This window comes from Arthrobacter sp. 05N425 (genome assembly GCF_056397125.1).
The window spans coordinates 223,218-247,592 of record NZ_JBFTMU010000002.1; the positions used below are offsets into that span (position 1 = coordinate 223,218).

Annotated in this window: 27 protein-coding genes; 17 read left to right on the forward strand and 10 right to left on the reverse strand. The window is 68.7% G+C overall.

What is annotated here, in order from left to right; genetic code table 11:
* Positions 1-30 precede the first annotated feature (30 nt).
* On the forward strand, positions 31-732 hold the full coding sequence (locus tag AC1DGE_RS04285; RefSeq protein WP_441416747.1) for a FadR/GntR family transcriptional regulator: 702 nt from the start codon (positions 31-33) through the stop codon (positions 730-732).
* Between the two features lie 90 nt (positions 733-822).
* Here AC1DGE_RS04285 and AC1DGE_RS04290 read toward each other — a convergent pair whose 3' ends face one another.
* From AC1DGE_RS04290 to AC1DGE_RS04300, 3 genes are all read right to left on the reverse strand, one after another.
* Positions 823-1,074, reverse strand: a complete 252-nt coding sequence (locus tag AC1DGE_RS04290) for a DUF2630 family protein (protein WP_441416748.1) — start codon at positions 1,072-1,074, stop codon at positions 823-825.
* 142 nt (positions 1,075-1,216) lie between these two features.
* On the reverse strand, positions 1,217-2,245 hold the full coding sequence (locus AC1DGE_RS04295) for a hypothetical protein (protein WP_476916977.1): 1,029 nt from the start codon (positions 2,243-2,245) through the stop codon (positions 1,217-1,219).
* 90 nt (positions 2,246-2,335) lie between these two features.
* Positions 2,336-2,947, reverse strand: coding sequence for a hypothetical protein (locus tag AC1DGE_RS04300; RefSeq protein WP_476891981.1), 612 nt, complete (start codon positions 2,945-2,947; stop codon positions 2,336-2,338).
* Between the two features lie 559 nt (positions 2,948-3,506).
* Here AC1DGE_RS04300 and AC1DGE_RS04305 point away from each other — a divergent pair.
* Both AC1DGE_RS04305 and AC1DGE_RS04310 read left to right on the forward strand, forming a co-directional pair.
* A complete protein-coding gene (locus tag AC1DGE_RS04305; RefSeq protein ID WP_175323873.1) occupies positions 3,507-4,073 on the forward strand; it encodes a type 1 glutamine amidotransferase domain-containing protein in 567 nt (188 codons plus the stop codon).
* A 159-nt stretch (positions 4,074-4,232) separates the two neighbouring features.
* Positions 4,233-4,646, forward strand: a complete 414-nt coding sequence (locus AC1DGE_RS04310) for a VOC family protein (protein ID WP_441416751.1) — start codon at positions 4,233-4,235, stop codon at positions 4,644-4,646.
* A 19-nt stretch (positions 4,647-4,665) separates the two neighbouring features.
* On the opposite strand, the gene AC1DGE_RS04315 is transcribed toward AC1DGE_RS04310, so the two are convergent.
* The gene (locus tag AC1DGE_RS04315; protein WP_441416752.1) at positions 4,666-4,914 is read right to left on the reverse strand and encodes a hypothetical protein; all 249 of its coding nucleotides are present in this window, start codon (positions 4,912-4,914) and stop codon (positions 4,666-4,668) included.
* 132 nt (positions 4,915-5,046) lie between these two features.
* Between AC1DGE_RS04315 and AC1DGE_RS04320 the strand changes: the two genes are divergently transcribed.
* From AC1DGE_RS04320 to AC1DGE_RS04330, 3 genes are all read left to right on the forward strand, one after another.
* Complete coding sequence (locus tag AC1DGE_RS04320) at positions 5,047-5,394, forward strand: cupin domain-containing protein (RefSeq protein WP_441416753.1); 348 nt, start codon at positions 5,047-5,049, stop codon at positions 5,392-5,394.
* Between the two features lie 168 nt (positions 5,395-5,562).
* Positions 5,563-6,363: an alpha/beta fold hydrolase gene (locus tag AC1DGE_RS04325; RefSeq protein WP_441416754.1), complete on the forward strand. Its 801-nt coding sequence runs from the start codon at positions 5,563-5,565 to the stop codon at positions 6,361-6,363.
* Entirely contained in the window at positions 6,360-7,043 is a 684-nt protein-coding gene (locus AC1DGE_RS04330; protein ID WP_441416755.1) for an esterase/lipase family protein, read from the forward strand. The genes AC1DGE_RS04325 and AC1DGE_RS04330 overlap by 4 nt, the downstream gene beginning before the upstream one ends.
* A 12-nt stretch (positions 7,044-7,055) precedes the next feature.
* Here AC1DGE_RS04330 and AC1DGE_RS04335 read toward each other — a convergent pair whose 3' ends face one another.
* The gene (locus AC1DGE_RS04335; RefSeq protein WP_441416756.1) at positions 7,056-7,790 is read right to left on the reverse strand and encodes a GAF and ANTAR domain-containing protein; all 735 of its coding nucleotides are present in this window, start codon (positions 7,788-7,790) and stop codon (positions 7,056-7,058) included.
* A 311-nt stretch (positions 7,791-8,101) separates the two neighbouring features.
* Between AC1DGE_RS04335 and mgtA the strand changes: the two genes are divergently transcribed.
* The 3 genes from mgtA to AC1DGE_RS04350 all read left to right on the forward strand — a co-directional run bounded on the left by mgtA (position 8,102) and on the right by AC1DGE_RS04350 (position 12,722).
* On the forward strand, positions 8,102-10,849 hold the full coding sequence (gene mgtA, locus AC1DGE_RS04340; protein WP_476891982.1) for a magnesium-translocating P-type ATPase: 2,748 nt from the start codon (positions 8,102-8,104) through the stop codon (positions 10,847-10,849).
* Between the two features lie 101 nt (positions 10,850-10,950).
* On the forward strand, positions 10,951-12,312 hold the full coding sequence (locus AC1DGE_RS04345) for a phosphoribosyltransferase family protein (RefSeq protein WP_441416758.1): 1,362 nt from the start codon (positions 10,951-10,953) through the stop codon (positions 12,310-12,312).
* Positions 12,309-12,722, forward strand: a complete 414-nt coding sequence (locus AC1DGE_RS04350; protein WP_441416759.1) for a DUF302 domain-containing protein — start codon at positions 12,309-12,311, stop codon at positions 12,720-12,722. The genes AC1DGE_RS04345 and AC1DGE_RS04350 overlap by 4 nt, the downstream gene beginning before the upstream one ends.
* Positions 12,723-12,885: 163 nt before the next feature.
* Here the strand turns inward: AC1DGE_RS04350 and AC1DGE_RS04355 are convergent, their stop codons facing one another.
* From AC1DGE_RS04355 to AC1DGE_RS04370, 4 genes are all read right to left on the reverse strand, one after another.
* Entirely contained in the window at positions 12,886-13,146 is a 261-nt protein-coding gene (locus tag AC1DGE_RS04355; protein WP_441416760.1) for a DUF6480 family protein, read from the reverse strand.
* Positions 13,147-13,262: 116 nt separating this feature from the next.
* The gene (locus tag AC1DGE_RS04360) at positions 13,263-13,940 is read right to left on the reverse strand and encodes a hypothetical protein (protein ID WP_476916978.1); all 678 of its coding nucleotides are present in this window, start codon (positions 13,938-13,940) and stop codon (positions 13,263-13,265) included.
* Complete coding sequence (locus AC1DGE_RS04365; RefSeq protein ID WP_441416762.1) at positions 13,937-14,704, reverse strand: SRPBCC family protein; 768 nt, start codon at positions 14,702-14,704, stop codon at positions 13,937-13,939. The genes AC1DGE_RS04360 and AC1DGE_RS04365 overlap by 4 nt, the downstream gene beginning before the upstream one ends.
* Positions 14,701-15,165: a universal stress protein gene (locus tag AC1DGE_RS04370; protein WP_441416763.1), complete on the reverse strand. Its 465-nt coding sequence runs from the start codon at positions 15,163-15,165 to the stop codon at positions 14,701-14,703. The genes AC1DGE_RS04365 and AC1DGE_RS04370 overlap by 4 nt, the downstream gene beginning before the upstream one ends.
* 148 nt (positions 15,166-15,313) lie before the next feature.
* Here AC1DGE_RS04370 and AC1DGE_RS04375 point away from each other — a divergent pair, with 148 nt between their 5' ends.
* Together AC1DGE_RS04375 and AC1DGE_RS04380 are read left to right on the forward strand one after the other, a co-directional pair.
* Positions 15,314-16,186 carry an NAD-dependent epimerase/dehydratase family protein gene (locus tag AC1DGE_RS04375; protein WP_441416764.1) on the forward strand — a complete coding sequence of 291 codons (873 nt, stop codon included), beginning with the start codon at positions 15,314-15,316 and terminating at the stop codon, positions 16,184-16,186.
* Between the two features lie 37 nt (positions 16,187-16,223).
* On the forward strand, positions 16,224-17,255 hold the full coding sequence (locus tag AC1DGE_RS04380) for an aldo/keto reductase (protein WP_441416765.1): 1,032 nt from the start codon (positions 16,224-16,226) through the stop codon (positions 17,253-17,255).
* Positions 17,256-17,328: 73 nt separating this feature from the next.
* Here the strand turns inward: AC1DGE_RS04380 and AC1DGE_RS04385 are convergent, their stop codons facing one another.
* Entirely contained in the window at positions 17,329-18,063 is a 735-nt protein-coding gene (locus AC1DGE_RS04385; protein ID WP_175323859.1) for a FadR/GntR family transcriptional regulator, read from the reverse strand.
* A 134-nt stretch (positions 18,064-18,197) separates the two neighbouring features.
* On the opposite strand from AC1DGE_RS04385, the gene AC1DGE_RS04390 reads away from it, so the two are divergent.
* The 6 genes from AC1DGE_RS04390 to AC1DGE_RS04415 all read left to right on the forward strand — a co-directional run bounded on the left by AC1DGE_RS04390 (position 18,198) and on the right by AC1DGE_RS04415 (position 24,320).
* The gene (locus AC1DGE_RS04390) at positions 18,198-19,487 is read left to right on the forward strand and encodes an ABC transporter substrate-binding protein (protein ID WP_441416766.1); all 1,290 of its coding nucleotides are present in this window, start codon (positions 18,198-18,200) and stop codon (positions 19,485-19,487) included.
* Between the two features lie 158 nt (positions 19,488-19,645).
* The gene (locus tag AC1DGE_RS04395) at positions 19,646-20,611 is read left to right on the forward strand and encodes a carbohydrate ABC transporter permease (RefSeq protein ID WP_441416767.1); all 966 of its coding nucleotides are present in this window, start codon (positions 19,646-19,648) and stop codon (positions 20,609-20,611) included.
* Positions 20,608-21,498, forward strand: coding sequence for a carbohydrate ABC transporter permease (locus tag AC1DGE_RS04400; RefSeq protein ID WP_441416768.1), 891 nt, complete (start codon positions 20,608-20,610; stop codon positions 21,496-21,498). Before AC1DGE_RS04395 ends, AC1DGE_RS04400 begins: the two co-directional genes overlap by 4 nt.
* A gap of 7 nt (positions 21,499-21,505) precedes the next feature.
* Positions 21,506-22,654, forward strand: coding sequence for a galactonate dehydratase (dgoD, locus tag AC1DGE_RS04405; protein ID WP_441416769.1), 1,149 nt, complete (start codon positions 21,506-21,508; stop codon positions 22,652-22,654).
* Positions 22,655-22,659: 5 nt separating this feature from the next.
* Complete coding sequence (locus AC1DGE_RS04410; RefSeq protein ID WP_476891983.1) at positions 22,660-23,334, forward strand: bifunctional 4-hydroxy-2-oxoglutarate aldolase/2-dehydro-3-deoxy-phosphogluconate aldolase; 675 nt, start codon at positions 22,660-22,662, stop codon at positions 23,332-23,334.
* Positions 23,331-24,320, forward strand: a complete 990-nt coding sequence (locus AC1DGE_RS04415) for a sugar kinase (protein ID WP_441416771.1) — start codon at positions 23,331-23,333, stop codon at positions 24,318-24,320. The genes AC1DGE_RS04410 and AC1DGE_RS04415 overlap by 4 nt, the downstream gene beginning before the upstream one ends.
* Positions 24,321-24,375: the final 55 nt, after the last annotated feature.

The window sequence follows — 24,375 nt, forward strand, 5'->3', positions numbered from 1 at the left end:
GGGAGTCGCTACGTCGGGAGGATGTTGGAGATGGCAAAGAAGTCTGAGGTCCCGGAGATTTCCCGTGTGTCCAGGCCGCGTCTGTACGAGCAGCTCGTGGCGCAGCTCCTGGACTTCATCGAGTCGGCCCAGCTGGGCCCCGGCGACCTCCTGCCGGCCGAGCGGGACCTGGCCGAACGGCTCGGGGTCTCCCGCGCCACGCTGGCCCAGGCGCTCGTGGCGCTGGAGGTGCTTGGCGTGATTGACGTCCAGCACGGCACCGGAGCCGTCCTGGTGTACCGCCCCAACGTCCCCGCGGTGATCAAGGGCCTGCGCGAACACCGCAGCAGGCTTCCCGAGATCGTCGAGGCCCGCAGCACGTTGGAGGTCAAGCTCGCCGAACTAGCGGCCGCGCGGCGGACGGACCAGGACATGCAGGCGATTGACGCGGCGATTGACGTCATGGCCGAGGAGGTGGCCGCAGGCTCAAAGGGTGCGCGCGGGGATGAACTCTTCCATCAGGCCGTCACGGCCGCCGCCCACTCCGCGGTCCTGGGCCAGCTGATGGCCTTTATCGCTGAAATGATCCTGGAGACCCGGATCGAATCCCTCGGACAACCGGGGCGCCCCGAGCAGTCCATTGCCTCACACCGGAAGATTGCGGATGCCATCCGGGCGCAGGATGCCGCAGGCGCCGCCGAAGCCATGTTGGCCCACATCGACATGGTGTCCGACGTCGACCTGCTCAAGTAGTCGGAGCACCGGCGGCAGGGGCTGTTAAGACCTCCGCCGGGTAACCGGAATTAGAAGAGGCGATGCCGCCGGGGACCGGGGCTGTGGGGACTAGCCGTTGTAGCCCTCCACCTGCGTGACCGGGCGGGCCTCCGCATCGTCGGGATTCTCGCCGTATTGCCTCTTCGCCCGCCGTTGCCGCAGCAGGTCCCAGCACTGGTCGAGGTCCTCCTCGAGCTGCCTGAGCCGAAGCCGGTCCGGCACGTGGTCGTGGTCGGCGCTCGCGGACTCGGCCTGTTCCCGGAGCCCACGTTCCTCGTCCACAAGGGCGGTGATGCGCTGGAGGATGTCCCGTTCGTCCATGGTGTCCTACTTCCTGCGGTCCTGAAGCTGTGGATACACGCCAGCGTAATCACGGGCGTGCGTCGTGACCAGAGGACGGCCAGTGAGCGGACCCCGCCGAGCGACGGGGCCCACTCGCTGAGCCTTCCGATGCGAACCGGCTCTAGCCGTCCCGGCGCTGCAGTACGAGCCGCAGCGCTAGCAGCAGGCCGCCGCCGCACAGAAGGGCCAGCGCCACAAGGTGTAACCCGTCAGTGGTTCCCGTCATAGCCAACATGCCCGCTCCGGAGGCCGGAGCCTCGAGCCGCGCGGCCACGCCGGCAGGATGAGCAGCCTGGCCGGTCGACGGGAACTCCGCCGTCGGGAGGGTGCCCTGCATTCCGACGGCGGCGCCGGAACCGTCCGCGTTGCCTCCCGCTTCGCCTCCGGCGTCCAAGCCCGGCGGCGTGACGGCTTCTTCAGTTCCCGCCTCCGTTGGGATTCCCGCAGAGGCCTCGGAGTTGCCGAGGATCCCGATCGAGGCCGCCCCGAGCGTCACCGGTGCGGTGACGGGGGCGATGACCTGGGTGCCGGACAGGGTCCCGTCTTCGCCGGAGGTGGTGTTTCCGTCGGCGTCGGCCGGTGCCGGTGCGGTGGTCCCTCCGGTGGTCCCCTCGGTGGTGGCGGCGGAGTCGCCGAGGATCCCGATCGACGCCGCTCCGAGCGTCACCGGTGCGGTGACGGGTGCGATGGCCTGGGTGCCGGACAGGGTTCCGTCTTCGCCGGAGGTGGTGTTTCCGCCGGCGTCGGCCGGTGCCGCTGCGGTGGTCCCGCCGGTGGTCCCSYCGGTGGTGGCGGCGGAGTCGCCGAGGATCCCGATCGACGTCGCCCCGAGCGTCACCGGTGCGGTGACRGGTGCGATGACCTGGGTGCCGGACAGGGTTCCGTCTTCGCCGGAGGTGGTGTTTCCGCCGGCGCTGGCCGGCGCCGGTGCGGTGGTCCCGCCGGTGGTGGCGGCGGAGTCGCCGAGGGTCCCGATCGACGTCGCCCCGAGCGTCACCGGTGCGGTGACAGGTGAAGCGACCTGCGTGCCGGACAGGGTTCCGTCTTCGCCGGAGGTTGTATCCGCCGCGCAGGCGACGGAGGTTCCGAGGGCCAGGAGGCCGCCGGCAAAGAGGGTGCCAAGCAGCCCTCTGCGCAAGTTCGTATGCATGATGTTTTCTCCTGAAGATGTTGGTGTTGCGGACTGAATGGGCAGTCCGATGAGCCGTGGTCCGCCCGTTGCGGGGCAGAGGGGCTCCAACTAGTCGGGAGAAGATCCGGGGTCGAAAGACGCCGGTTTGGAAGCTTGGGGCAGCGGTTTGGTGGCCTCGCTCACGCCGGGCGGCGGTCGAAGATGGAAGGGTGTGGTCACGGTGGCTGCACTCGGTCCGGACGGACACTGGCTGCTGCCCGCCCCCGAACCAGGCACCCCGGGGACAACGCTAGGGAGTTCCTCACCGCCGAGGTCGCCGCCCGGCTGAAGTGGGGCGACGGATCCGCCTACTGCAGGCGTCACGGGGAGGGTCCCTGACTGTGGGGGGCTGTACTCATCTGCTGCCGGCGTGGGGACTGCTGCCGGCGTGGGGACTGCTGCGGCGTCGGCACGGGTGGCGTTCGGGTGCGAGGTCGCGGCCCCGCCCGTTCGTGCAGGCGTCGCGTCAAGTCGGGCGGCCTCCGGCCCCGCGGGGGCGGGCGGCGCAGAGGCGACGGGAGGCAGTGGGAGCGCCTGCGCGCCGGTCAGCACATCCCCCAGCGGCTCCACCGCGGGAGCGGTGGCGGGCAGCGCCTCGGTCGCGACGGGGATGATGGTCCCCACCAGGGCGGCGGCACCGGTGTCCACCAGTTCGACGGCGGGGGAAGCCAGGTCGGTCACCGTGCTCGCGGGAACAACCGCTGGCGCTGCGGGAATTGAGGCAATAACCCTTTCAACGGAGCCCGCGACCTGCCCCAAAACCGGGGACAACAGCCCAGAGCTGTCGCCCCCGGCACTTCGGGACGCTGACCTGCTCGCGGATTCCGGCGGGGTAGACGGAGAGGAAGATGCTGCGTTCAGGCCCCCCGGAATTTCCAGGTCCGTGCCGGTCTCTGCGCTGGCGGCTGTTGCGGAAAGTGCCAGCCACAGCGCCGTCGCTGCACCGGCCAGCAACACGGGTCGAAGCAGGCGCGGGGCGCGCCCGAAAGATCGTTCGTGCAACACGTGCAACACCCCCCAGGTGCGGCGCATAGGTCGAGACGATTAGTTCGGCATCTTCCGTCACCATAGCCACAGCAGCAACGGGAAGTCCATAGAAATACAACAAATCAACCACATAGTCAGCTTGCTTATTATTTTCCTGTTTCCTAGAGTTGACTGGGTAAGGCACCAATCTCTCCGCGTGGGACATGAACGGCCGAACGGCTCTTGGACCCTCGCGCTGGCTAGAGGAGGACACATGTCGGAACACAACATCGCAGGCAAGAAGGTCGCGTTTCTGCTGACGGACGGCGTCGAGCAGATCGAGCTGACCAGCCCGTGGAACGCGGTCAAGGACGCGGGCGGCGAACCCACCCTGGTGGCGCCCAAGAGCGGAAAGCTGCAGGGCTATGACGGCACGGAAAAGGGTGAGACCTTCGACGTCGACCTGACCGTCGACCAGGCCAACGCCTCCGACTTCCATGCCCTCGTGATTCCCGGCGGCGTCGTAAACGCCGACCACCTCCGCGTCGACAAAGGTGCCCAAGCCTTCGCCCGCGGCTTCTTTGAACAGCACAAGCCGGTGGCCTCGATCTGCCACGGCCCCTGGTTGCTGATCGACGCCGGCGTCGTGAGCGGTCGGAACCTCACCTCGTACCACACGCTTCAGACCGACCTGAAGAACGCGGGCGCGAACTGGACGGATGAGGAGGTGGTGGTGGACCAGGGCCTCGTGACGAGCCGGAACCCGGACGATCTGCCGGCGTTCAACGACAAGCTGCTCGAAGAAATCGCCGAAGGGGAGCACGCCGGCCAGACTGCCTAGGCGGCCTCCGACGGGAGCCGCCGCCGGGGACAGCTCCCTGGCGGCGGGCGGGCCCTATGAAGACTGCACGGTTTCGGGCAGGATATGCCTGTACGCTGCGGCGGAGCGGGCGTTGATTTCGCCCGCACCGCCGCCACCCGCTACCAAGGAGTCCCGGATATGACCACGCTTAACCCTTACCTTGGCTTCCGCGACAACGCGCGGGAGGCCATGACCTTCTACCAGTCTGTGTTTGGCGGCGAGCTGAATATGAGCACCTTCGCGGAATTCCAGGCCAGCGAGGACCCTGCCGAGCAGGACAAGATCATGCACGCCATGCTGACCGGCGAAAAGGGGCTGGTGCTGATGGGTGCCGACACCCCGAACAGCATGGACTACACCCCCGGCAACAACTTCTCGGTGTCCCTCAGCGGCACCGACGAGGCTGAATTGCGCGGCTACTGGGACAAGCTGTCAGATGGCGGCACCGTGACGATGCCGCTGGAGAAGGCCCCGTGGGGAGACACCTTCGGCATGTGCAAGGACAAGTTCGGAGTGGACTGGCTCGTCAACATCGCGCCGGCCGCCAGCTAGGCCGGCCGGCGGCGGCTGCTCAGTCCGGCGTGGTGTCGGTGGTGAGGCCGCGGTCGTCCGCTGTCTTTTCGTCGTCTTCCTCTGCCGGTCCAGGCACCGTCTGCGAGTCGCTCTTGCCCGGTGCGTGCGTTCCGGACGTGCCGGATTCCGGAGCGCCCGCCGCCGTCTGGGGAGTGTCAATGCCGCTACCTTCGCGCGGGACGGGCTTCTGGGCGCCCTCCACACCGTCATTCACGATGTCCTCGGGCTCGACTGGCTTGTTGCTCATGCGTTCCTCCGATGGTGGGTCCGTGGGTTTCACCCCCGGATGGTCACACCAAACTACAGTGGAGGCATGCCCTAGTACAGCCGGCCGCAGTACGCTCTGGCGCGCGACTTCCGCCGGGACTAGAGTCTGGCCATGGACCAGGATCCGGTGGCAACGAACCCGGGCTTGTACCGGGTGGTATTCGAGAATGAACGGGTGCGCGTGCTGGAGTACACGGACCAGCCCGGGGAAAATACCGTCGAGCATTCTCATCCCGACAGCGTGATGATCACGCTCAGCAGCTTCCGCCGCCGGCTCTCCGCCCACGGCCGGGAGGTCGACGTCGAACTTCCCTCAGGGCTGGCGCGCTGGCTGCCCGCGCAGTCCCACTCGGGCGAGAACACCGGCGACACCGAGACCCACACAATCTTCGTCGAGCTCAAGGAGGCTGCCCCGGAGCGGGAAAGCACCGAACAGCCCCTCGGTCCGGCGCCCAGCTAGCGGCGCCAGCCTCCGTTTCGCCGTTTCGCCGTTTCGACGGTTCCCTGCGCACACGACGTTTCCGCGGTACGGACCCGCAGGGAACCGTCGAAATGGGTCCGGGGCGCCCGGGGCCAGCGAGAGTCTGTCAGTATGCTTACTAGACACTGAACAGAAACGAGACCCACCATGAGCACGCCCGTGCGGATCGAGGTCGAGGCCGCTGGCCATCTGGGCCACGTCTTTGCCTCCCGGCGGCCGGCCGGAACGCAGGCGGCTGCACCCGCCGTCGTACTCCTCCACGGGATCGGGGCCTCACACCGCTACCTGCGCCGCCTGCACGGGCTGCTGGCTGACTCCGTTGACACGTTCTCGATCGACTTGCCGGGCTTCGGGGCCACGCCCACGCCGGAGCACACGCTCACCGTTGCGGAGCAGGCCACCTACCTCCTGGGCGCGCTCGAGCAGCTGGGAGTGCTGGAGTTCGTGGTGGTGGGGCACTCGATGGGGACCCAGTTCGCGGTGGAAGCCGCCCTGCAGCAGCCGCAGCGGATACCCCATGTGGTGCTGATGGGTCCGGTGGTCAATGACAAGCGGCCGACCGTAGCGCAGCAGGCCCTGGCACTGGGCCGGGACTGCCTGTTCTTCGAGAGCCCGTCCTCCAACGCCTTGGTTTTCACCGACTATCTCCGCTGCGGACCGGTCTGGTACCTGAAGAACCTGCGGATCATGATGGACTACCGCCTCGAGGAGCGGATCGGCGCGGTGAGCGCCCCCGTCCTCGTGCTGCGGGGCGCGAACGACCCGGTGGCCCCGGTGGACTGGTGCCGCCGGCTTGCCGGACGGGCGGCCACCGGACAGTTCGAAGAGATCCCAGGAACCGGGCACGTGGTCCAGCACAACCGTGCCGTCGAGGTTGCCGGCTCCATCCTTGCCTTCGCCGGCATCGCAGCTGATGAAAGCGAAGCGCCGCAAGGATTCACCGCGTGAGCACGCTCGTCCAGATCGCCGGCTGGTGGGCCCGGGACTATGCCTACGCCGTCGGCCGGCAGCTGCGCAGTGCGGTATCCCGCGTCAGTCCCGACGAATTCCTCAGCGGCACCGGACGGCCCGTCGTCGTCATCCCCGGCATCTACGAGGACTGGCGCTTTATGCTTCCGCTGATCCGGGAGCTGCACGAGGCAGGGCACCCGGTGCACGTGGTGACCGTGCTGCAGCGCAACCGGCTCGCGGTACCGAAGGCGGCGGCACTGATCGCCGACTACCTCCACCAGAGGGACCTCAGGGACACGATGATTGTGGCGCACAGCAAGGGCGGGCTGATCGGCAAGTACACGATGATGTCGCTGGACCAGACACGGCGCATCACCCGGATGGTGGCGGTGTGCTCCCCGTTCTTGGGTTCCCGATACGCAAGCTACATGCTGTTGCCGAGCCTGCGGGCGTTGTCGCCGCGCAACGCCGTCACCTTGCAGCTGTCCCGCGAGCAGAGCGTCAACGAACGCATCACCTCCGTCTACGGCCTCTTCGATCCGCACATCCCGGAGGGCAGCGTGCTTCCCGGAGCGCGGAACGTCCAGCTGGATACCGGCGGCCATTTCCGGATCCTTGCCGACGAGGACACCATCCGCACCGTGCTGGCAGAAGCGGGCGCACCGGCCCCGGTGTGAGGGGTCCGGTGCCTAGTCCTCGAAGTGGGTCCGCGTCGGGCCCTGGCCCAGACCGTCCACGATGGCGGAGGCGACGGCGTGAAGCTTGACGTTGCGGGTGCTTGATGCGGTCTTTAGCAGCTCGAAGGCCTCGGCCTGGCTGCACCGGTTCTGCGCCATGATGATGCCGACCGCGACGTCGATCGCGGTGCGCGTCTCCAGCGTCGCCTTGAGGTTGTCGGCCGTCTCGCTGAAGTGCGCGAAACGCACTGCCAGCCCCAGAGCCATGGTCGTTTGTCGCACGAAGATGCTCGCCAGCTCCTGGGCGCGTTCGTCAAAGCGGTGGGGACGGTGTGAATACAGGTTCAGCGCGGCGCGGGTTTCGCCGTCGAGCAGGAACGGTACGGCGAGGATGGAGCGCATGCCGTGCTCCCGGACCATGGCGGCGCACTGCGGCCAGCGCGTGTCGTCGTCGAGGTCGGCAATGTATACCGTTTCCTGTTCGCGGGAGGCCGTCACGCAGGGGCCGTCGCTGAAGCCGTACTGGATTTCGTCCATGGCCTGCGCAGCCGTACTGCTGCTGGCCACGGTGGCGGCTTTCCGTTGCCGGAGCAGCGTAATTCCACACAGGACTTCGTCGCCGGGCTCGGAAAGGCTGCGCGCCGAGACGCGGGCTAATTCGCCGAGGAATTCCTCCACGTCGGCGCTGTTCAACACGAGCTGATGCAAGTGCTGGTTGATCGATGTTGCGGTTGACTCGCTTACCACTATTCCTTGATGCCGTTTCGCTCGGGTCGAATCGAGCCGGCGAGGCGGGACGCACCACAGCAGCGAAAGAGGGCGGTGGTAGCGGCAGCGAAGCCGGATCGAAGAACTATCCAACGGCCTTCTGCTAAACCGTACCGGGAAAAATTATATACAGGACTTTGCAGCCGTTTTGCCGGGACATTCGCCGGATCCTTTCGGCGGATTCGCCGCGGGGCCGACAGCCCGGCCGCGAGCCTTTCCCGACCCAAATGACTCCCGGCGGCTCCCGACGTAGTCTTAGCGGTATCTCGAGGTAGTCGGACGGATTCTGTATGTCACAGCTCGAAACCAGGGAGTCCGCCTCCCCGCCGCTTACCATCGCGGACGCCGCCGGCACCGAGGCGGGCACAGTGCTCGCCCGGCTGGATTCAGCTGCGGGTGGCCTAAGCGAAGCGGAAGCGGCGGAGCGGCTTGCCGTGCTGGGGCCGAATGCGGTCCGCACGCATGAGGCAAGTGGCTGGTCCGTGCTGGGCCGGCAATTCCGCAGCCCCATCCTGATCCTGCTGCTCGTCACCGCCGGGCTCTCGCTCTTCCTGGGGGACGCCACCAACTCGATCGTCATCGGCGTGATCCTGCTTGTCAGTGTGGGCCTGGGCTTCAGCAACGAATTCCGGGCCGAGCGCGCCGCGGAGGCGCTGCATTCACGGGTCACGCACACCGCCGTCGTGCTCCGCGACGGCACCGCGCGCGAGGTGGACGTGACCGCCCTGGTGCCCGGCGACGTCGTGCAGCTGGGCCTGGGCGCAATCATCCCGGCCGACCTGCGCCTGCTGACGGTCAAGGACCTGCTCTGCGACGAAAGCATCCTGACCGGGGAGTCGCTGCCGGTGGGCAAGGATCCCGCGCCGGTGGCCGGCGGCGTCGCCCTGGGGGACCTGACGTCCTGCTTGTTCATGGGCACCGTGATCCAGTCCGGCAGCTGCACCGGGGTGGTGGTGGCGACCGGCGGCCGGGCGGAGTTCGGCCGGATTGCGCTCGGCCTGGGCGACCGGCAGCCGCAGACCGAATTCCAGCTCGGGCTCAAGCGGTTCTCCTTCCTGCTGCTGCAGGTGGCCATCGCACTGACTTCGCTCATCTTCATCGCCAACCTGCTGCTGCAGCGGCCGGTGATCGAGTCGCTGCTGTTCTCCCTGGCCATCGCCGTGGGAATCACCCCGCAGCTGCTGCCCGCCGTCGTCAGCACGAGCCTGGCCACCGGCACCCGCCAGCTGGCCAAACGCAAAGTGCTGGTCAAGCGGCTGGTCTGCATCGAGGACCTCGGCGACATGGACATCCTGGTCACGGACAAGACCGGAACCCTGACGGAGGGCAGGATCAGCTTCACGGCGGCCCTGCCGGTGGCGGCCGGCGTGTCCGCGGATAAGCTGTTCAGCCTGGGGCTGCTGGCCACCGAGGCGGACTACGCGGAGGCGAAACGGTCCGTCGTCGGGCAAAACCCGCTGGACGCCGCGCTCTGGCAGTCCCCGCAGGCGGCGGCGTTCGAACCTTCGCGCTATGAGCGGCTCGACGTGATCGACTTTGACCACCAGCGCCGGCGGACCAGCGTGCTGGTCCGCGAGGCCGGCGGCCCCGCCCGGATCATCACCAAGGGCTCGCCGGAGGACGTCCTGGCCCTGTGCGGCGCCACGCCCGCCAAGGTGCAGGCCCTGCTGGACGAACAGTTCGACGCCGGTTCGCGCGTGGTGGCCGTGGCCACCCGGGACGCCGCCGGCATGGAGGACATGTCACCGGCTGACGAGAAGGACCTGGTCCTGGCCGGCTTCCTGGTCTTCCTCGACCGGCCCAAGGCGAATGCGCGGGAGTCCCTGGACCGGCTGGAGGCGCTGGGAATTACGGTCAAGATTGCCACCGGGGACAACGCGAAGGTGGCCGAGCGGGTCTGCGACGAACTCGGTGTGCTCTCCGGCGGGACCATTACCGGCGCCGAGGCGGAGGCGATGTCCGACCCGGAGTTGAGCGCGGCGGCCCGCGAGGCCAGCATTTTCGCCCGCGTCTCGCCGGAGCAGAAGGCCCGGATTATCCGGCTGCTGCGCCAGAGCGGCGGCGCGGTCGGGTTCATGGGCGACGGCGTCAACGATGCGCTCGCGCTGCACCAGGCCGACATCGGCGTCTCCGTGGACAGCGCCACCGACGTCGCCAAGGACGCCGCCGACGTCGTGCTGCTGGACAAGGACCTCGGCGTGCTGGCCGACGGCGTCATGGAAGGCCGGCGGATCTTCGCCAACACCATCAAGTACGTGCTGATGGGCACCTCCAGCAACTTCGGCAACATGTTCAGCGCCGCAACGGCCTCCGTGGTGCTGAGCTTCCTGCCGATGCTGCCGGGGCAGATCCTGCTCAACAACCTGCTCTACGACACCGGCCAGCTGGCCATCCCGGGGGACCGGGTGGACAAGGAGCAGCTGCTGGCACCGGCGCACTGGAACATATCCTTCATCCGGCGCTTCATGTTCCTCTTTGGCCCGATCAGCTCGGTGTTCGACTTCGCGACGTTCGCCCTTATGCTCTTTGTCTTCGATGCGGTGCCGGGGGAGTTCCGGGCCGGCTGGTTCATCGAGTCGATCGCGACCCAGACGCTGATCATCTTTGCGATCCGGACCCGCCGGGTGCCCTTCCTGCGCAGCCGGCCGTCGCTCGGACTGCTCGGCGCGTCGCTGGGCGTGGTGGCCCTGGGGGTCTTCCTTCCGCTGTCCCCGCTGGCGGCGGTCCTGGGCTTCGATCCGCTGCCGGTTCCGTTCTTCCTGGCCCTGCTGGGCATGACCGTGGTGTACCTGGTGCTGGTGGAGCTGGCCAAGCAGTGGTTCTTCTCCCGGGCGGCGCAGCAACCGGCCGCTCCGGTGCTGCCAAGGGTCCGGCGCCGGGGCAAGGACCACCATGTGGCGCGCCGCGCCGCACGCTTCAGCACCACGGAACGGGCCACCCGTCACGCACGCAGGGCCCCGCTGGCACCCCGCCGGGGACGGCCGGTCCGGCGCAAACGAAACCGGGTACAAGGGCCCTCACATCCCGGGAACTCCTGACGGATAGTGGGATGAAACGGCCAACTTGGTCCGATGCCCGGCCTGCGGAGCGCAGCGCCGGATGAGCCCGGCGGCCGGCGCCCGATTGGAAAGCCAAGACAATGAGCATTTTTGAAGACAGGGTTGATGCCGGGCGGCAACTGGGGCGGCGGCTCGCGGATCTGCGCGGCAAGGACATTGTGGTCCTCGGCCTGCCCCGCGGCGGCGTCCCGGTCGCCTTCGAGGTGGCCGCGGCCCTGGACGCACCGCTGGACGTGATTGTGGTCCGGAAGCTCGGACTGCCCTACCAGCCGGAACTTGCCATGGGGGCGATCGGGGAGGGCGGCGCGAGGGTGCTGGAAGAGCATGTGCTGGCCCAGGCAAGGGTGAGCGAGCAGGAGCTGCAGGCAGTCGAGAACCGCGAACGGGCCGTGCTGGAGAACCGGGTGGCGCGGTTCCGGAAGGGGCGCGCGCGCCAGGACCTGACCGGCCGCATCGCGGTGATCGTCGACGACGGAATCGCCACCGGCTCCACTGCCCGGGTCGCCTGCCGCATCGCCCGCAAACTGGGCGCCGCCCGGGTGATCCTGGCCGTGCCCGTCGCCCCGGCGGACACCCTGGCGAGCCTGAGCGAACCCGACGAGGTGGTCTGCCTGGCCACTCCCCGGCACTTCGCCGCCGTCGGATACCACTACCGCGACTTCTCGCCCACCGAGGACGACGAGGTGATCCAGCTGCTCGACGCCGCCGCCCGGCGCCTTAAGGACTCGCCGCGTCCGGCCGGGACGACGGCGGTCTCCGAGGACCCGGTGGAATTCGACGAAGAGGTGGAGATCCCGTCCCGGGGTGTCCGGCTGCAGGGCCATCTGCACCTGCCCGTGCCGGCCCGCGCTGTGGTGGTGTTCGCCCACGGGAGCGGCAGCAGCCGGCACAGCCCGCGGAACCGCTTCGTGGCCAGCCTGCTCCAGCGCGCCGGGCTGGGCACCCTGCTGCTCGACCTGCTCACGCCGGGGGAGGAGCGCAACCGCGCCAACGTCTTCGACATCGAGTTGCTGGCGCGCCGGCTGTCCTCGGCCACCGACTGGCTCGCCACCCGCGAGGACACCGCCTCCTGCGCCGTCGGATATTTCGGGGCGAGTACCGGGGCGGGCGCCGCGCTGTGGTCCGCCTCCGAACCCTCCGCACGGATCGCCGCCGTCGTTTCCCGCGGCGGCCGTCCCGACCTGGCCGGCCCGAGGCTTTCCGCCGTCCGCGCGCCGACGCTGCTGATCGTGGGCAGCTTCGACTATGAGGTGCTTGAACTCAACCGCAAGGCCAAAGCCATGATGCGGTGCCCCAATCAGCTGGCCGTGGTCCAGGGCGCCACGCACCTGTTCGAGGAGCCCGGCACGCTGGCCGCGGCGGCCATCCTGGCCAGGGACTGGTTCGCCAAGTACCTCCTGCCCGTGTCCGAACCGACCCCACCAGCCAGGAGTGAGCCATGAGCTATACCTACACCGCCGTCCTGCCGCTGAGCTGGGCGGACGCCGTCGAGAAGACCCGGGCCGCCCTCGCGGGCCAAGGCTTTGGGATCCTCTCCGAGATCAACGTGCGCGACACCTTTGCCGCCAAGCTTGGGGAGGACGCCGCGCAGGCCCTGGGCGACTACGTGATCCTCGGGGCCTGCAACCCGCAGCTGGCAAGCCGCGCCCTGGCGGCCGAACCGGAAATGGGCGCCCTGCTGCCGTGCAATGTGGTGGTCCGGCGCGGCCCGGGCGCCGCCGATACGACGGTGGACGTGATCGATCCCCAGACCATGGTGCAACTCAGCGACAGCCCCGCGGTCCGTGAGGTGGCGGACGACGCCGGCGCCCGGCTCCGTGCCGCCCTGGCCCAGCTGTCGGCGGACGCCTAGGTGGGTGCCGGCCGCGGCTAGTCCGACGCCGGCGACGTTCCTGCCCGGTTCATCCGGTCCGCAGCCGGGGGAAGCCCGGCCCCCGCGCGGAACCGCGGCCCGTGTGGGGCCCGGGCCGCCAACAACCGGGCGGGAACGCCTCGGTCAGTCCCGTTAGGGTGCGTTACTCGCTGTGGCCTTGGTCGCGGCTCATCGAGCCCTCCGCCGGCGGCGTTTCACCCGGCGGGACACCACCGCCCGGCTCCAGCCCGGTAATCTTGCCGCTGAGTGGATCGGGATTGGGCGAAGCTCCCTGGTCGGCGGCCTGGGGCTCCTGATCGCCGCGCTGCGCCGCGTTCGGCACGCTCTGTGGACGCGCGGAACCGCCACCCGGTTTTGGCGGATCGGGGTTGGCCGGGTCATTTTCCGGATGGTACGTGCTCATGGTTATGCCTTCCCTGGTTACGGTAACTCTGGGTGCTTAATAAGCATGCTGATTATCCTAGTCGTCCGGACGTGGATCCGGCCATGAAAGGTCAACGGGGCCGGAGGAAGGAGCTCCTAGGCGCCGTGGGTCTTGTGCTGCCCGTTGTGGCGGGCGCGGAACGCGTACACCAGCAAGGCGATCCCGGCCAGGATCATGGCGGCCGGGAGGGCGAAGTCCACGGCGATGAGCACGGCCGTCGCCTGCAGAGCGAAGGCCACGCCAAGCACGGCGAGGACTGCCGCCGGGACCAGGGGCCACTTCATCCGGCCGGTGTGGTCTGGGGTCCGGACCGGAACCAGGGAAAGCAGCCCGAAGGTGGCCGCCAGCCCGAGGAACAGGACGGCGGCCACAGGTGTGCCCTGCAGTTCCTGCGGTAGGGCCACGACGATGGCCAGCGTGAACATCACCCMGCACGGGATCAGGGCCCACCAGTTGGCCCGTTCGCGCAGATAGACCGCGGCGAATCCGGCCGCCATGAACAGGAAAAGGAAGGCGCCGCCCGCGCGGCCGTCCGTGAGTTGCGTGGCGGTGATGACCGCGGCCAGGCCCAGGAACACCGAGCCGGGGATTGCCGCCCACCAGTTCTCCCGGCCCCGGAGGAAGATCGAGAGGAACAGCACGCCCACCGCGGCGAAGATCAGCGGCGCCAGATAGGCGGCGCTCTCGACGATGCCGAGCACATCCAGCAGCCACAGCACACCGACCGTCATCAGGACAATGCCGGCGAGAATGCTGGTCCTTGCCGATTTCACCGCGGCCCTCCCCGGCGGCGCCTGCTGCGGGGCCGGCGCCGCTCCACGCGGGAGCGGATTCCCAGCAGCATCCGGCGCTCCATCAGGAACTGCAGCGGTTCAAGCACGACGCGCAGCGGGATGCCCAGCGGCAGCGGCGAGTAGTCATAGCGGGTCCGCGAGAGCAACCGGGTGCTGCGGGCACCGAGCGGCTGCAGCACGAAGGTCCAGCCCAGTTCCAGGCGAGGTCCGGTCAGGCGGCGTCCCTCCGCCGCGGGATGCCCGGTGATGTGATCTGTGATGTGCCCGGTGATGTGCCCGGTGCGCGGATCCATGGTGCCGCCCAGGGCCAGCACCGCCCCCGGTTCGAGCCGCCGGACCGGGATGCCGGCGCCGGGGGCGAGCGGAATGGTGTCTCCGACAGAGAGCTGTTGAAATTCGGGCAGGATCCGATCCGCACTGTGCATGCCCAGCCCCACCGCATTCTCCAGGGCGTCATAGCTGTACATCCCGCCGCGGCCGGACCCCAGCTGGACGAGCCACGGCCACACCACGGCGGGCAGCGCGGCGATGTTGACGGCCCGTGTGCTTTGCAGGCGCGCGGTGGGTACCAGTTCATCGCCCGGCAGGGGGCCGGCCGCTTCCTGGGCGGTCGCTCCCCAGTGCAGCAGGCGGGGCCGTACGGCGAGCACGTAGCCTGCGGCCGCCGCCGCGGCAGCCAGCGCCGCGAGCGGCCCTTTCAACCGGGCGGGCAAGCGGGGCGCAGCCGTGCGGCCTGCGTTCATTCGGTCGGCTGGCCTTCGCCGGCCTCCTGGCCGACCACCAGCACCGGGCAATGGGCGTGGGCCGCACAGGCGCCGCTGACCGACCCCATCACCTGGGCGAGGAAGCCGCCCTGGCCGCGCCGTCCCACCACAAGCAGTTGCGCGTCCTTGCTCTCCTCGATCAGCACCTTGGCTGGCGGCCCGAACTTGATCTGCCGGCTCAGCTGCTCCGGGCGGGAGTTGCCGAAGGCCCGTTCCAGCGACTGTTCCACCAGGCGCTTGGCGGTCTCCTCGAGCTCGCCTGGCGAGGCGGTGCGTTCTTCCGGCAGGTGGGACGCGAGGAAGAAATCCGAGGTGCCCAGGCACGTGATGACCTCCAGCGGGGCGTTCAGGCTGGTGGCCATGCGCCCGGCGAGCCGGAGTGCCGTCGTTGAAAACTCGGAGCCGTCCACGCCCACGACTATCCGCTGATCTCCGCTCATGGCACCCACCCTGCCCCGTCACCGCGGCAGTGCCTAGGGCCAAAGGTCACCGCGGCGGCGCGCCCCGGCGGGTGCGGCGTGCACCGGGGACGCCGTCCGATCTAGGGTGGGGGGGACGGCAGCCGCCCCGACGACCGAGGAGACCTTGATGAGAATTGCAGTTACCGGAGGAAGCGGAAAGCTCGGCAGGAACGTGGTCCGCAGGCTCACCGACGACGGCCACCAGGTAACCAACCTGGACCAGGCGGGCGAGCGGGAGCACGGATTCACCCGCGTGGACCTGCGCAACTACGGGCAGGTCGTCGACGTCATCCTCGGCCTGGATGACCGGCATGAAGGCTTCGACGCAATCGTGCACCTGGCCGCCATCCCGGCCCCGGGCCTCGCTCCCGACGCCGCGACCTTCGAGAACAACATGCAGGCCACCTACAACGTGTTCCAGGCCGCGCGCCGGGCCGGCATCAAGAAGATTGTCTACGCCTCCAGCGAGACGGTGCTGGGACTGCCGTTCGACGTCGACCCTCCCTACATCCCGGTGGACGAGGAATACCCGGCCCGGCCGGAAAGCACCTACTCGCTGGTCAAGCACCTCGAAGAGCAGATGGCGATCCAGCTGACCCGCTGGGACCCCACGCTGAGCATTACCGGCCTGCGGTTCTCCAACGTGATGGACCCGGAGGACTACGAGGAGTTCCCGTCGTTCGACGCCGATGCCTCGCTGCGCAAATGGAACCTCTGGGGCTACATTGATGGCCGCGACGGCGCGCAGGCCGTGGCTCGGGCGCTGGAGCACGGCAAGCCGGGCTTCGAGGCCTTCATCATCGCCAACGAGGACACCGTGATGAGCCGCCCCAGCAGCGAGTTGGCCGCCGAGGTGTTCCCCAACGTCAAGGTGGTCAAGGAACTCGGCGAGCACGAGACGATGCTCTCGATCGACAAGGCCAAACGGCTCCTGGGCTACGCCCCGGAGCACAGCTGGCGGAACTACCACTCGCTGCGCACCACGCCCACCGAGGACTGAAGCGCGGCCTGACCCCCACCGACCACTGAGGAGTTCCATGCAATACCGCACCCTGGGCAACAGCGGCGCCGTTGTCTCCAACTATGCGCTGGGCACCATGACCTTCGGCGCCGAGGCCAGCGAGGAGCAGTCCCGCGCCATCCTGGACGCCTACTTCGAGGCCGGCGGCAACTTCATCGACACTGCCGACGTTTACAGCTCGGGGGTGTCGGAGGAAATCATCGGCCGGTGGCTGTCCGAACGGCCCGAGCTCCGGGACCGGGCCGTCGTGGCGACGAAGGGACGCTTCCCGATGGGCCAGGCACCCAACGACGTCGGGACCTCCCGCCGTCACCTGGCCCGGGCGTTGGATGACTCGCTGCGCCGGCTCGGCGTCGAGCAGATCGACCTTTACCAGCTGCACGCGTGGGATCCGGTGACCCCGCTGGAGGAGACCCTCCGGTTCCTGCACGACGCCGTCAGCAGCGGCAAGATCGCCTACTACGGCTTCTCCAACTTCCTGGGCTGGCAGCTGACCAAGGCCGTCCACGTGGCCAGGGCCCAGGGCTGGAGCGCGCCCGTGACACTGCAGCCGCAGTACAGCCTGCTGGTCCGTGAGATCGAGTCGGAAATCGTCCCGGCAGCGCTCGACGCCGGCATCGGCCTGCTGCCCTGGTCGCCTTTGGGCGGCGGCTGGCTGTCCGGCAAATACAAACGCGACCAGCCGCCCGCCGGCGCCACCCGGCTCGGCGAAAATCCCAAACGCGGGATGGAGGCGTGGGAGGCCCGCAACGGTGACCCGCGGACCTGGGACGTCATTGCCGAGGTGCAGGAAACGGCGGGGCGGCACGGCGTGAGCCCATCCCAGGTGGCGCTCACGTGGCTGGCGGACCGGCCGGCGGTCACCTCGGTGATCCTGGGGGCGCGGAGCACCGAGCAGCTCGCGGACAACCTGGCGGCAGCGGACCTCCGGCTTACCGACGCTGAGACGGATCGGCTGACCGAGGTCAGCCAGCCCCGCGTCGGCGTCTATCCGTACGGGCCCATGGCCCAGGAGCAGCGCAGCCGAAAGCTCGAGGGCGGCCGCTAGGGAACAACGCGGGGTCAGATACGGCCCATCCCGGGGCCCAACATGGGCCGTATCTGACCCCGCGTCGTGGTTCTTAGGCCGGACCGCCCTGGTGGCTGGACCAGATGTCGCCGATCTCCTCGGTGGACTGCTCCACGATCCGGCGCATCGCCGCGTGCGCGGTGTCCATCTCGCCGCGCTGGATGGCGCTGGCCACGTCCACGTGCAGCTGGAGCGCCTCGTGCTGGGGCAGGTGCGGCATCAGGCCGTGCTCGGTGCGGCCGGTGAGGACCTCGGCAACCAAGTTGTGCAGCTGCGAAAACATCGGGTTGCCCGAGGCCCGGAGCACGGAGGCATGGAACTCGATGTCGAGCCGCAGGAACTCGTCCTGGTTCCCGCGCTGCCCGGCCGCCCAGAGCCGCGCGGCCTGGGCGACGAGATCGCTGCCGGTGTCCCAGGAGGCCCGTTCGGCCGCCAGTCGGGCCGCCTGCGGCTCGATCGCGCCGCGGAGTTCGTTCAGCGCCCGCAACTGGTCCACCCGCCTGGATGAGGCCAGCCGCCAGCGGATCACCTGCGGGTCGTAGAGGTTCCAGGACTCCTCCGGCTGCACCACCGTGCCCAGCCGGCGCCGGGATTCCAGCATGCCCATCGAGGAGAGCACCCGGGTGGCCTCCCGCACCACCGAGCGCGACACGCTGTGCTGCGCCTCCAGCTCGTCCAGGCGGAGGATCGAGTGCGGCGCCAGGCTCCCCTCGGCAATAGCGAGCCCCAGGGTCTGGACGAGCACGGAGTGCAGGTCTGCTGAAGACTCCGCCTTTGGGGTTTGCATGAATAAATCATACGGGTGGGCGCAAGGGGTTGTTTAAGTCTGCTTTATTTCTCTAAGATCGCTCCAGAGCAGATGTAAAGATGCATCCGCGGGTGGCTGGAGCCTGATCCGGCCCTGAAGACAAGGGAGTCGTAATGAAGCGACGTTCAATTGTGAAGTACGCGGCCGTAGCCGCGGCGCTGTCGCTCGGGCTGACCGCCTGCGGCGGCGGTGGCGGCGACGCCAAGGCCGCCGGCACGGTCCGGGTCACGCTGGCCAACCACGTATGGACCGAGGGCATCAAGGCCGCCATTCCGGAATTCGAAAAGGCGACCGGCCTCAAGGTCGAACTCACCCAGCTCGGCGAAGACCAGCTTTCGGACCAGTACAACGTCAAGCTCAACGCCGGCAGCGACGAGATCGACGTGATGATGTACCGTCCGCTGCAGGAGGGCAAGGCGTTCGCCAAGAACGGCTACCTCGCTGACCTGACGTCCAAGGTCTCCTCGGACGCGAACTGGGACTGGAAGGACTACCAGGAAGGACCCGTCAAGGCCACCACGGTGGACGGCAAGGTCGTCGGCGTCCCGATCATCACCGAACGCGAAGTCCTTTACTACCGCAAGGACCTGCTGCAGGCCGCCGGCATCCAGGTCCCCAAGACCATGGACGAGCTCGAGGCCGCCGCCAAGAAGATCGCCGCCGCCAACCCGGACACCGCCGGCTTCGTGGCCCGCACCGGCAAGTCCGCGGCCGTGACCCAGTTCTCCAGCTTCCTCTACAGCTTCGGCGGTGACTTCACCGACGCCGACGGCAAGTCCGCCGTCGGCAGTGACGCAGCGAAGAAGGCCTACTCCTTCTACGGCGGCCTGATCAAGAACTACGGCCCCAAGAACGTCAGCACCGACATGAGCTGGCCCGAGGCGATGGCAATCTTCACCCAGGGCAAGGCCGCCTTCTACACCGAAGCGGACTCGCTCTACAAGAACGCCACCGATCCGGCCAAGTCCAAGGTCGCGGACAAGGTCGGCTTTGCCCAGCTGCCCGCCGGCCCCGCCGGTTCCAAGCCGTACAACATCCCGTCGTGGGGCCTGGCCGTCAACCAGGCGTCCGGCAACCAGGACAACGCCTGGAAGTTCATCCAGTGGGCCACCAGCAAGGAACGCACGCTGGCAGCACAGAAGGCCGGCGTCCCCGGTCCGCGTGCCTCGGTCTGGGCCGACCCGGCCGGAACCTCCACCTACCCGAAGGACCTGGCCGAGGCCATCGCCGCCAGCGCCAAGGCCGGTGTGGGCCACGACCGTCCCCAGGTTGTCACCGTGGGCAAGGCCCGCGAGATCGTCGGTGCCCCGATCGTCGCCACCATCACCGGGGGCGACGCCTCGGCAGCGGCTGACACCGCCAACGACGCCTTCCAGAAGTTCCTGGACAGCGAAAAGAAGTAGCGCTCCGGCGCACCGCGCCTGACGCAACTGCTTCGCAAACTGCGTCACAAACTGTGACGCAAACTGCCTGACGCAACACTGCCCGGCGGGACGGCTGCCCAGCCGCCGTCCCGCCGCGGCAACGCTCTTCACTTCACCCCCAACTCCTTAGGTGAACCATGTCTGTACTGAACACCTCCCGCGGCGGCACCACCCGCGGCGCCGGCCGCAGCGCGGCCCGCACGCCCGGCCCGGGGGAGAACTTCTCCGCCTGGGCCAACCGGCACCGCAAGTGGCTTTTCGCCGCGCCCGCCATGATCTTCGTGGGCGTCCTGATCATCTTTCCGCTGGCCTGGACGCTGTACCTGAGCCTGACGGACTCGCAGGGGTCGGTCCGCGCCGCATCCGAGTTCATCGGCCTGGAGAACTACGTGACGGTACTCTCCGACGTCGAACGGTTCTGGCCCGCCGTCGGCCGCACGCTGTCCTTCACCGGCGTCGCCCTGGTCTGCGAGGTCGTTCTGGGCATGGGCATCGCCCTGCTGCTGTGGCGGCCCTTCCGCGGCGAAAAATGGGTGCGGGTCGCCATCCTGCTGCCGCTTGTCGCCACCCCGGTGGCCGTCGGCATGATGTGGCGGCTGATCTTCGACCCGAACATCGGCTTCGTCAACCAGCTGCTCGGCATGATCGGCATCCCGCCGCAGCCGTGGCTGTCCGGCCAGGACACCGCCCTGGGCACCACGATCTTCATGGACATCTGGCAGTGGACCCCGATGGTCGTGTTGATCCTGCTTGCCGGCCTGACCTCGCTCTCCGAGGAACCGGACGAGGCTGCCCGGATGGACGGCGCCAACGCCGCCCAGCGCTTCTTCTTCATCACCCTGCCGCTGATGATGCCGACGGTAATCGTCGCCATCCTGCTGCGCGGCATCGACGCCCTGAAGACCTTCGACATCCTCTACGCCACCAAGGGCAAGGGCGGCGGCTCCTTCCACGAGGTGGAGACCCTCAACGTCTACGCCTACGGCCTGAGCTTTGACTACAACCAGTACGGGCTCTCCTCCGCGGTGCTGATCCTGTTCTTCATGATCATCATCGGCACCATGTGGCTGCTGACCATGCGCAAGAAAGCGGTAAGCAAATGACCGTCCAGACCCAAGACACCCAATCCCGGACCGCAGCCGCCCGGCAGGCACCGGCCCCGCGCCGCCGCAAGCCGCTGGCCACCCGCGCCTACAAGGTGTTCCGTGTTGCCGCCCTGGTCGCGGTGGTGCTGTTCCTGGTCGCGCCGCTGATCTGGATGCTGCTGGCGTCCTTCAAGACCAACGTGGACATTTACGACACGGCCAAGTCGTTCGTCTTCACTCCCACTGGCGAGAACTACGCCAACGTGCTGCAGCGGAACAACTACTTCGTCTTCATCTTCAACAGCTTCTGGGTGGCGTTCGTCTCCACCGCACTGTCGCTGGTCCTCGGCGTCCCGGCGGCCTACGCGATGAGCCGCTTCACCATGCACCGCTCGGCCCTGGTGGTCCTGATGGCCCGCGTCATCCCGGGCGTCTCGCTGCTGGTGCCCTGGTACTACGTCTTCTCCAACCTGAAGATGGTGGGCGGCTTCGAGGTGCTGATCCTCAGCCACATGTTCGTCGCGCTGCCGCTGATCGTCTACATCATGATGAGCTACTTCGATTCGCTGCCGCTGGAGCTGGAGGAATCGGCCCAGGTTGACGGCCTCACCCCGATCGGCGCGTTCCGCCGCATCACGCTGCCGCTGTCCGTCTCCGGTATCGCCACCGCCGGCATCCTGTCCTTCATCTTCTCGTGGAACAACTTCATGTTCGCCCTGGTGCTCTCCGGCTCCAAGACCAAGACCCTGCCGGTGGCGATCTTCGACTTCGTCTCCTACGCCAGCATCGACTGGGGCGGGCTGATGGCGGCCGCCACGGTGGTCACCATCCCGATCATGATCATTGCGCTCTTCACGCAGAAGTACATCGTCTCCGGTCTGACCGCCGGTGCGACCAAGGGCTAGGCAGCACATGACACGCATCAGCAGGATTGAAACCTTCCTCGTCGCGCCGCGCTGGCTCTTCGTCCGGATCGAAACCGACAGCGGGATCGTCGGCTGGGGCGAGGCAAGCTGCGAGGGCCGCAGCGAAACGGTGCGCACCGCCGTCGACCAGCTCTCCGAGCTGCTGATCGGCAACGACGCACTCCGGATCGAGGACCACTGGCAGGTCATGACCAAGGGCTCCTTCTACCGGGGCGGGCCCATCCTGGCCAGCGCCGTCTCCGGTCTGGACCAGGCGCTGTGGGACATCGCGGGGAAGCATTTCAACACCCCCGTGCACCAGCTCCTGGGCGGCCACGTCCGCGACCGGATCCGGATGTACGGCTGGGTGGGCGGGGACGAGCCGAACGAGGTGGCGGACCAGATCAGCGCCCAGCTGGAGGTAGGTCTCACCGCGGTGAAGATGAACGCCAGCGGCCGGATGAGCCCGATCGCCTCCGTCGCCGAACTCGACGGCGTCGTCCGCCGGGTCGCCGCCGCCCGCGAGGTGCTCGGTGACCACCGCGACGTCGCCGTCGACTTCCACGGCCGCTTTAGCCTGGCAAACGCCCGGCGCGTGGCGCCGCTGCTGGAACCGTACCGGCCCTTCTTCCTCGAAGAACCCGTGGTCCCGGAAAACACCCACCTGCTCCGGGAGTTCACCTCATCGACCACGACGCCGGTCTCCACCGGCGAGCGGCTTTACAGCCGGCAGGAATTCCTGCCCGCGCTGCAGGCCGGCATCGCCGTGGCCCAGCCGGACCTCTCACACGCCGGCGGCATCACCGAGGTCCGCAAGATCGCCTCGCTCGCCGAAATCTACGAGGTCCAGCTGGCCCCGCACTGCCCGCTCGGCCCGCTGGCACTCGCCGCCTGCCTGCAGGTGGGCTTCGCGACGCCCAACTTCCTGATCCAGGAGCAAAGCATCGGCATCCACTACAACCAGGGCGCCGAGGTCCTTGACTACGTGGTGGACAAGAGTCCGCTGAAATTCGTCGACGGCCACATCGAACGGCTGACCGGGCCTGGCCTGGGCATCGAGATCGACGAGGCCGTGGTCCGTGCCGCGGACAAGCGCGGCCACGCCTGGCGCGGACCGGTCTGGCGCCACCCCGACGGCGCCTTCGCAGAATGGTGAATGAGATGACATCCGAACCCACCCCCGAGAACCTGCTGGCCGGAATCCGTGAGACCCGCCTGGTGGCGATCGTGCGCGGCACCGACGGCGGGGCCGCCGCCAAGGCTGCCCTCGCGGCCATGGAGGAAGGCTTCCGCTACGTCGAGATCGCCCTGACCACCCCGGACGCGCTGGCAGCGATCCGCACGGTCCGCGCCGCCGCACCCGCCGGCTGCTTCGTCGGGGCCGGCACCGTCCTCACCGCCGCGGACGTGGAAGACGTCGCCGGCGCCGGCGGACAGTTCATGGTGACGCCTTCGCTCGCCAGCTCCATCCAGGAAGCCGCCCGCCTGCGGATCCCCGTTCTGGCCGGGGCCCTCACCCCCAGCGAGGCCTACGAGGCGATGAACCGCGGTGCCACCGCCGTGAAGCTCTTCCCCGCCTCCATCGGCGGTCCCGGCTACCTCAAGGCACTTCGCGACCCCTTCCCCGGTATCCCGTTCATCGCCGTGGGCGGCGTCGGGCTCGACGAGGCGGCCGGGTACTGGGACGCCGGCGCTATCGCCGTCGGACTCGGCGGCCCGCTGTTCGGCGACGCCGGCTCGGGCGGGAACCTTGCCCCGATGCGCGAACGGGCCCGCGCCTTCGTCGACCTGGCGTCCGGATACGGCCGGCGGATGGCCGCGGAGCCTGCGCGGTGACCGTCGACCTGCTCACCCTGGGCGAATCGATGGTCTCGCTGCGCTCCGCGGGGCCGCTGTCCGCCGGCGGCAGCCTCGGCATGCACGTGGCCGGGGCGGAGTCCAACGTCGCCGTCGGCGTCGCCCGGCTGGGCCACAGTGTTGCCTGGGCCGGCGTCGTCGGCGCGGATCCGCATGGCGAGTTCATCCTCCGGCAGCTGCGCTCCGAGGGCATCGCGGTGCAGCACCGGGTGGATGGGGCCCGGGCCACCGGGGTGATGTTCCTGGAACGGCGCACGGCGGACATCAGCCGGGCCTACTACTACCGGGCCGGTTCCGCCGGGTCCACGATCAGCCGCGAGGACGTGGACCGGGCCTTCGTCGCCGGCCCGCGCGTCCTGCACCTGACCGGTATCACCGCCGCACTGAGCCCGGATGCCCGGCGTGCCGTCGAATACGCGGCCGCGCGCGGCGCAGCCGAAGGCCTGGCGGTCTCCCTCGACGTCAACTACCGCAGCAAACTGTGGTCCCGTGACGAGGCCCGCGCCGTCCTCACCCCGATCGCCCGGCACGCGACCGTCCTGGTCGCCTCCGACGACGAACTCGGGCTGGTCGCCGGCATGGGGGCCGCAGGCCTGGGGGACGCCGGCAGCGGGGCATGTCCCGAAGCCGCCGAACTGGCCATGGCCGCCGAGCTCCTGGAGCGCGGTGTCCGGGAGGTCGTGGTCAAGCGCGGCGCCGCCGGCGCCGGGGTCCACACCGCAGCCGGCCGCTGGGAGGCCCCCGCCGTGCCGGTGACCAGTATCGACACCGTCGGTGCGGGGGACGCCTTCACCGCGGGCTATCTTTCCGCCCTGCTCGACGGCGGCGACGTCGCCGCCCGCCTCAAGCGCGGCACCCTCGCCGGCGCCTTTGCGGTCAGCACCGCCGGTGACTGCGAGGGCCTCCCCAGCGCCGCGGAACTGGCGCTGCTGGATACCGCCCCGGACGGAAGCACCCAGCGCTAAGACCCCCAACCTTCCGGAACCATCCCGGAATCCCTCCCGACCGACACCGAAAGCC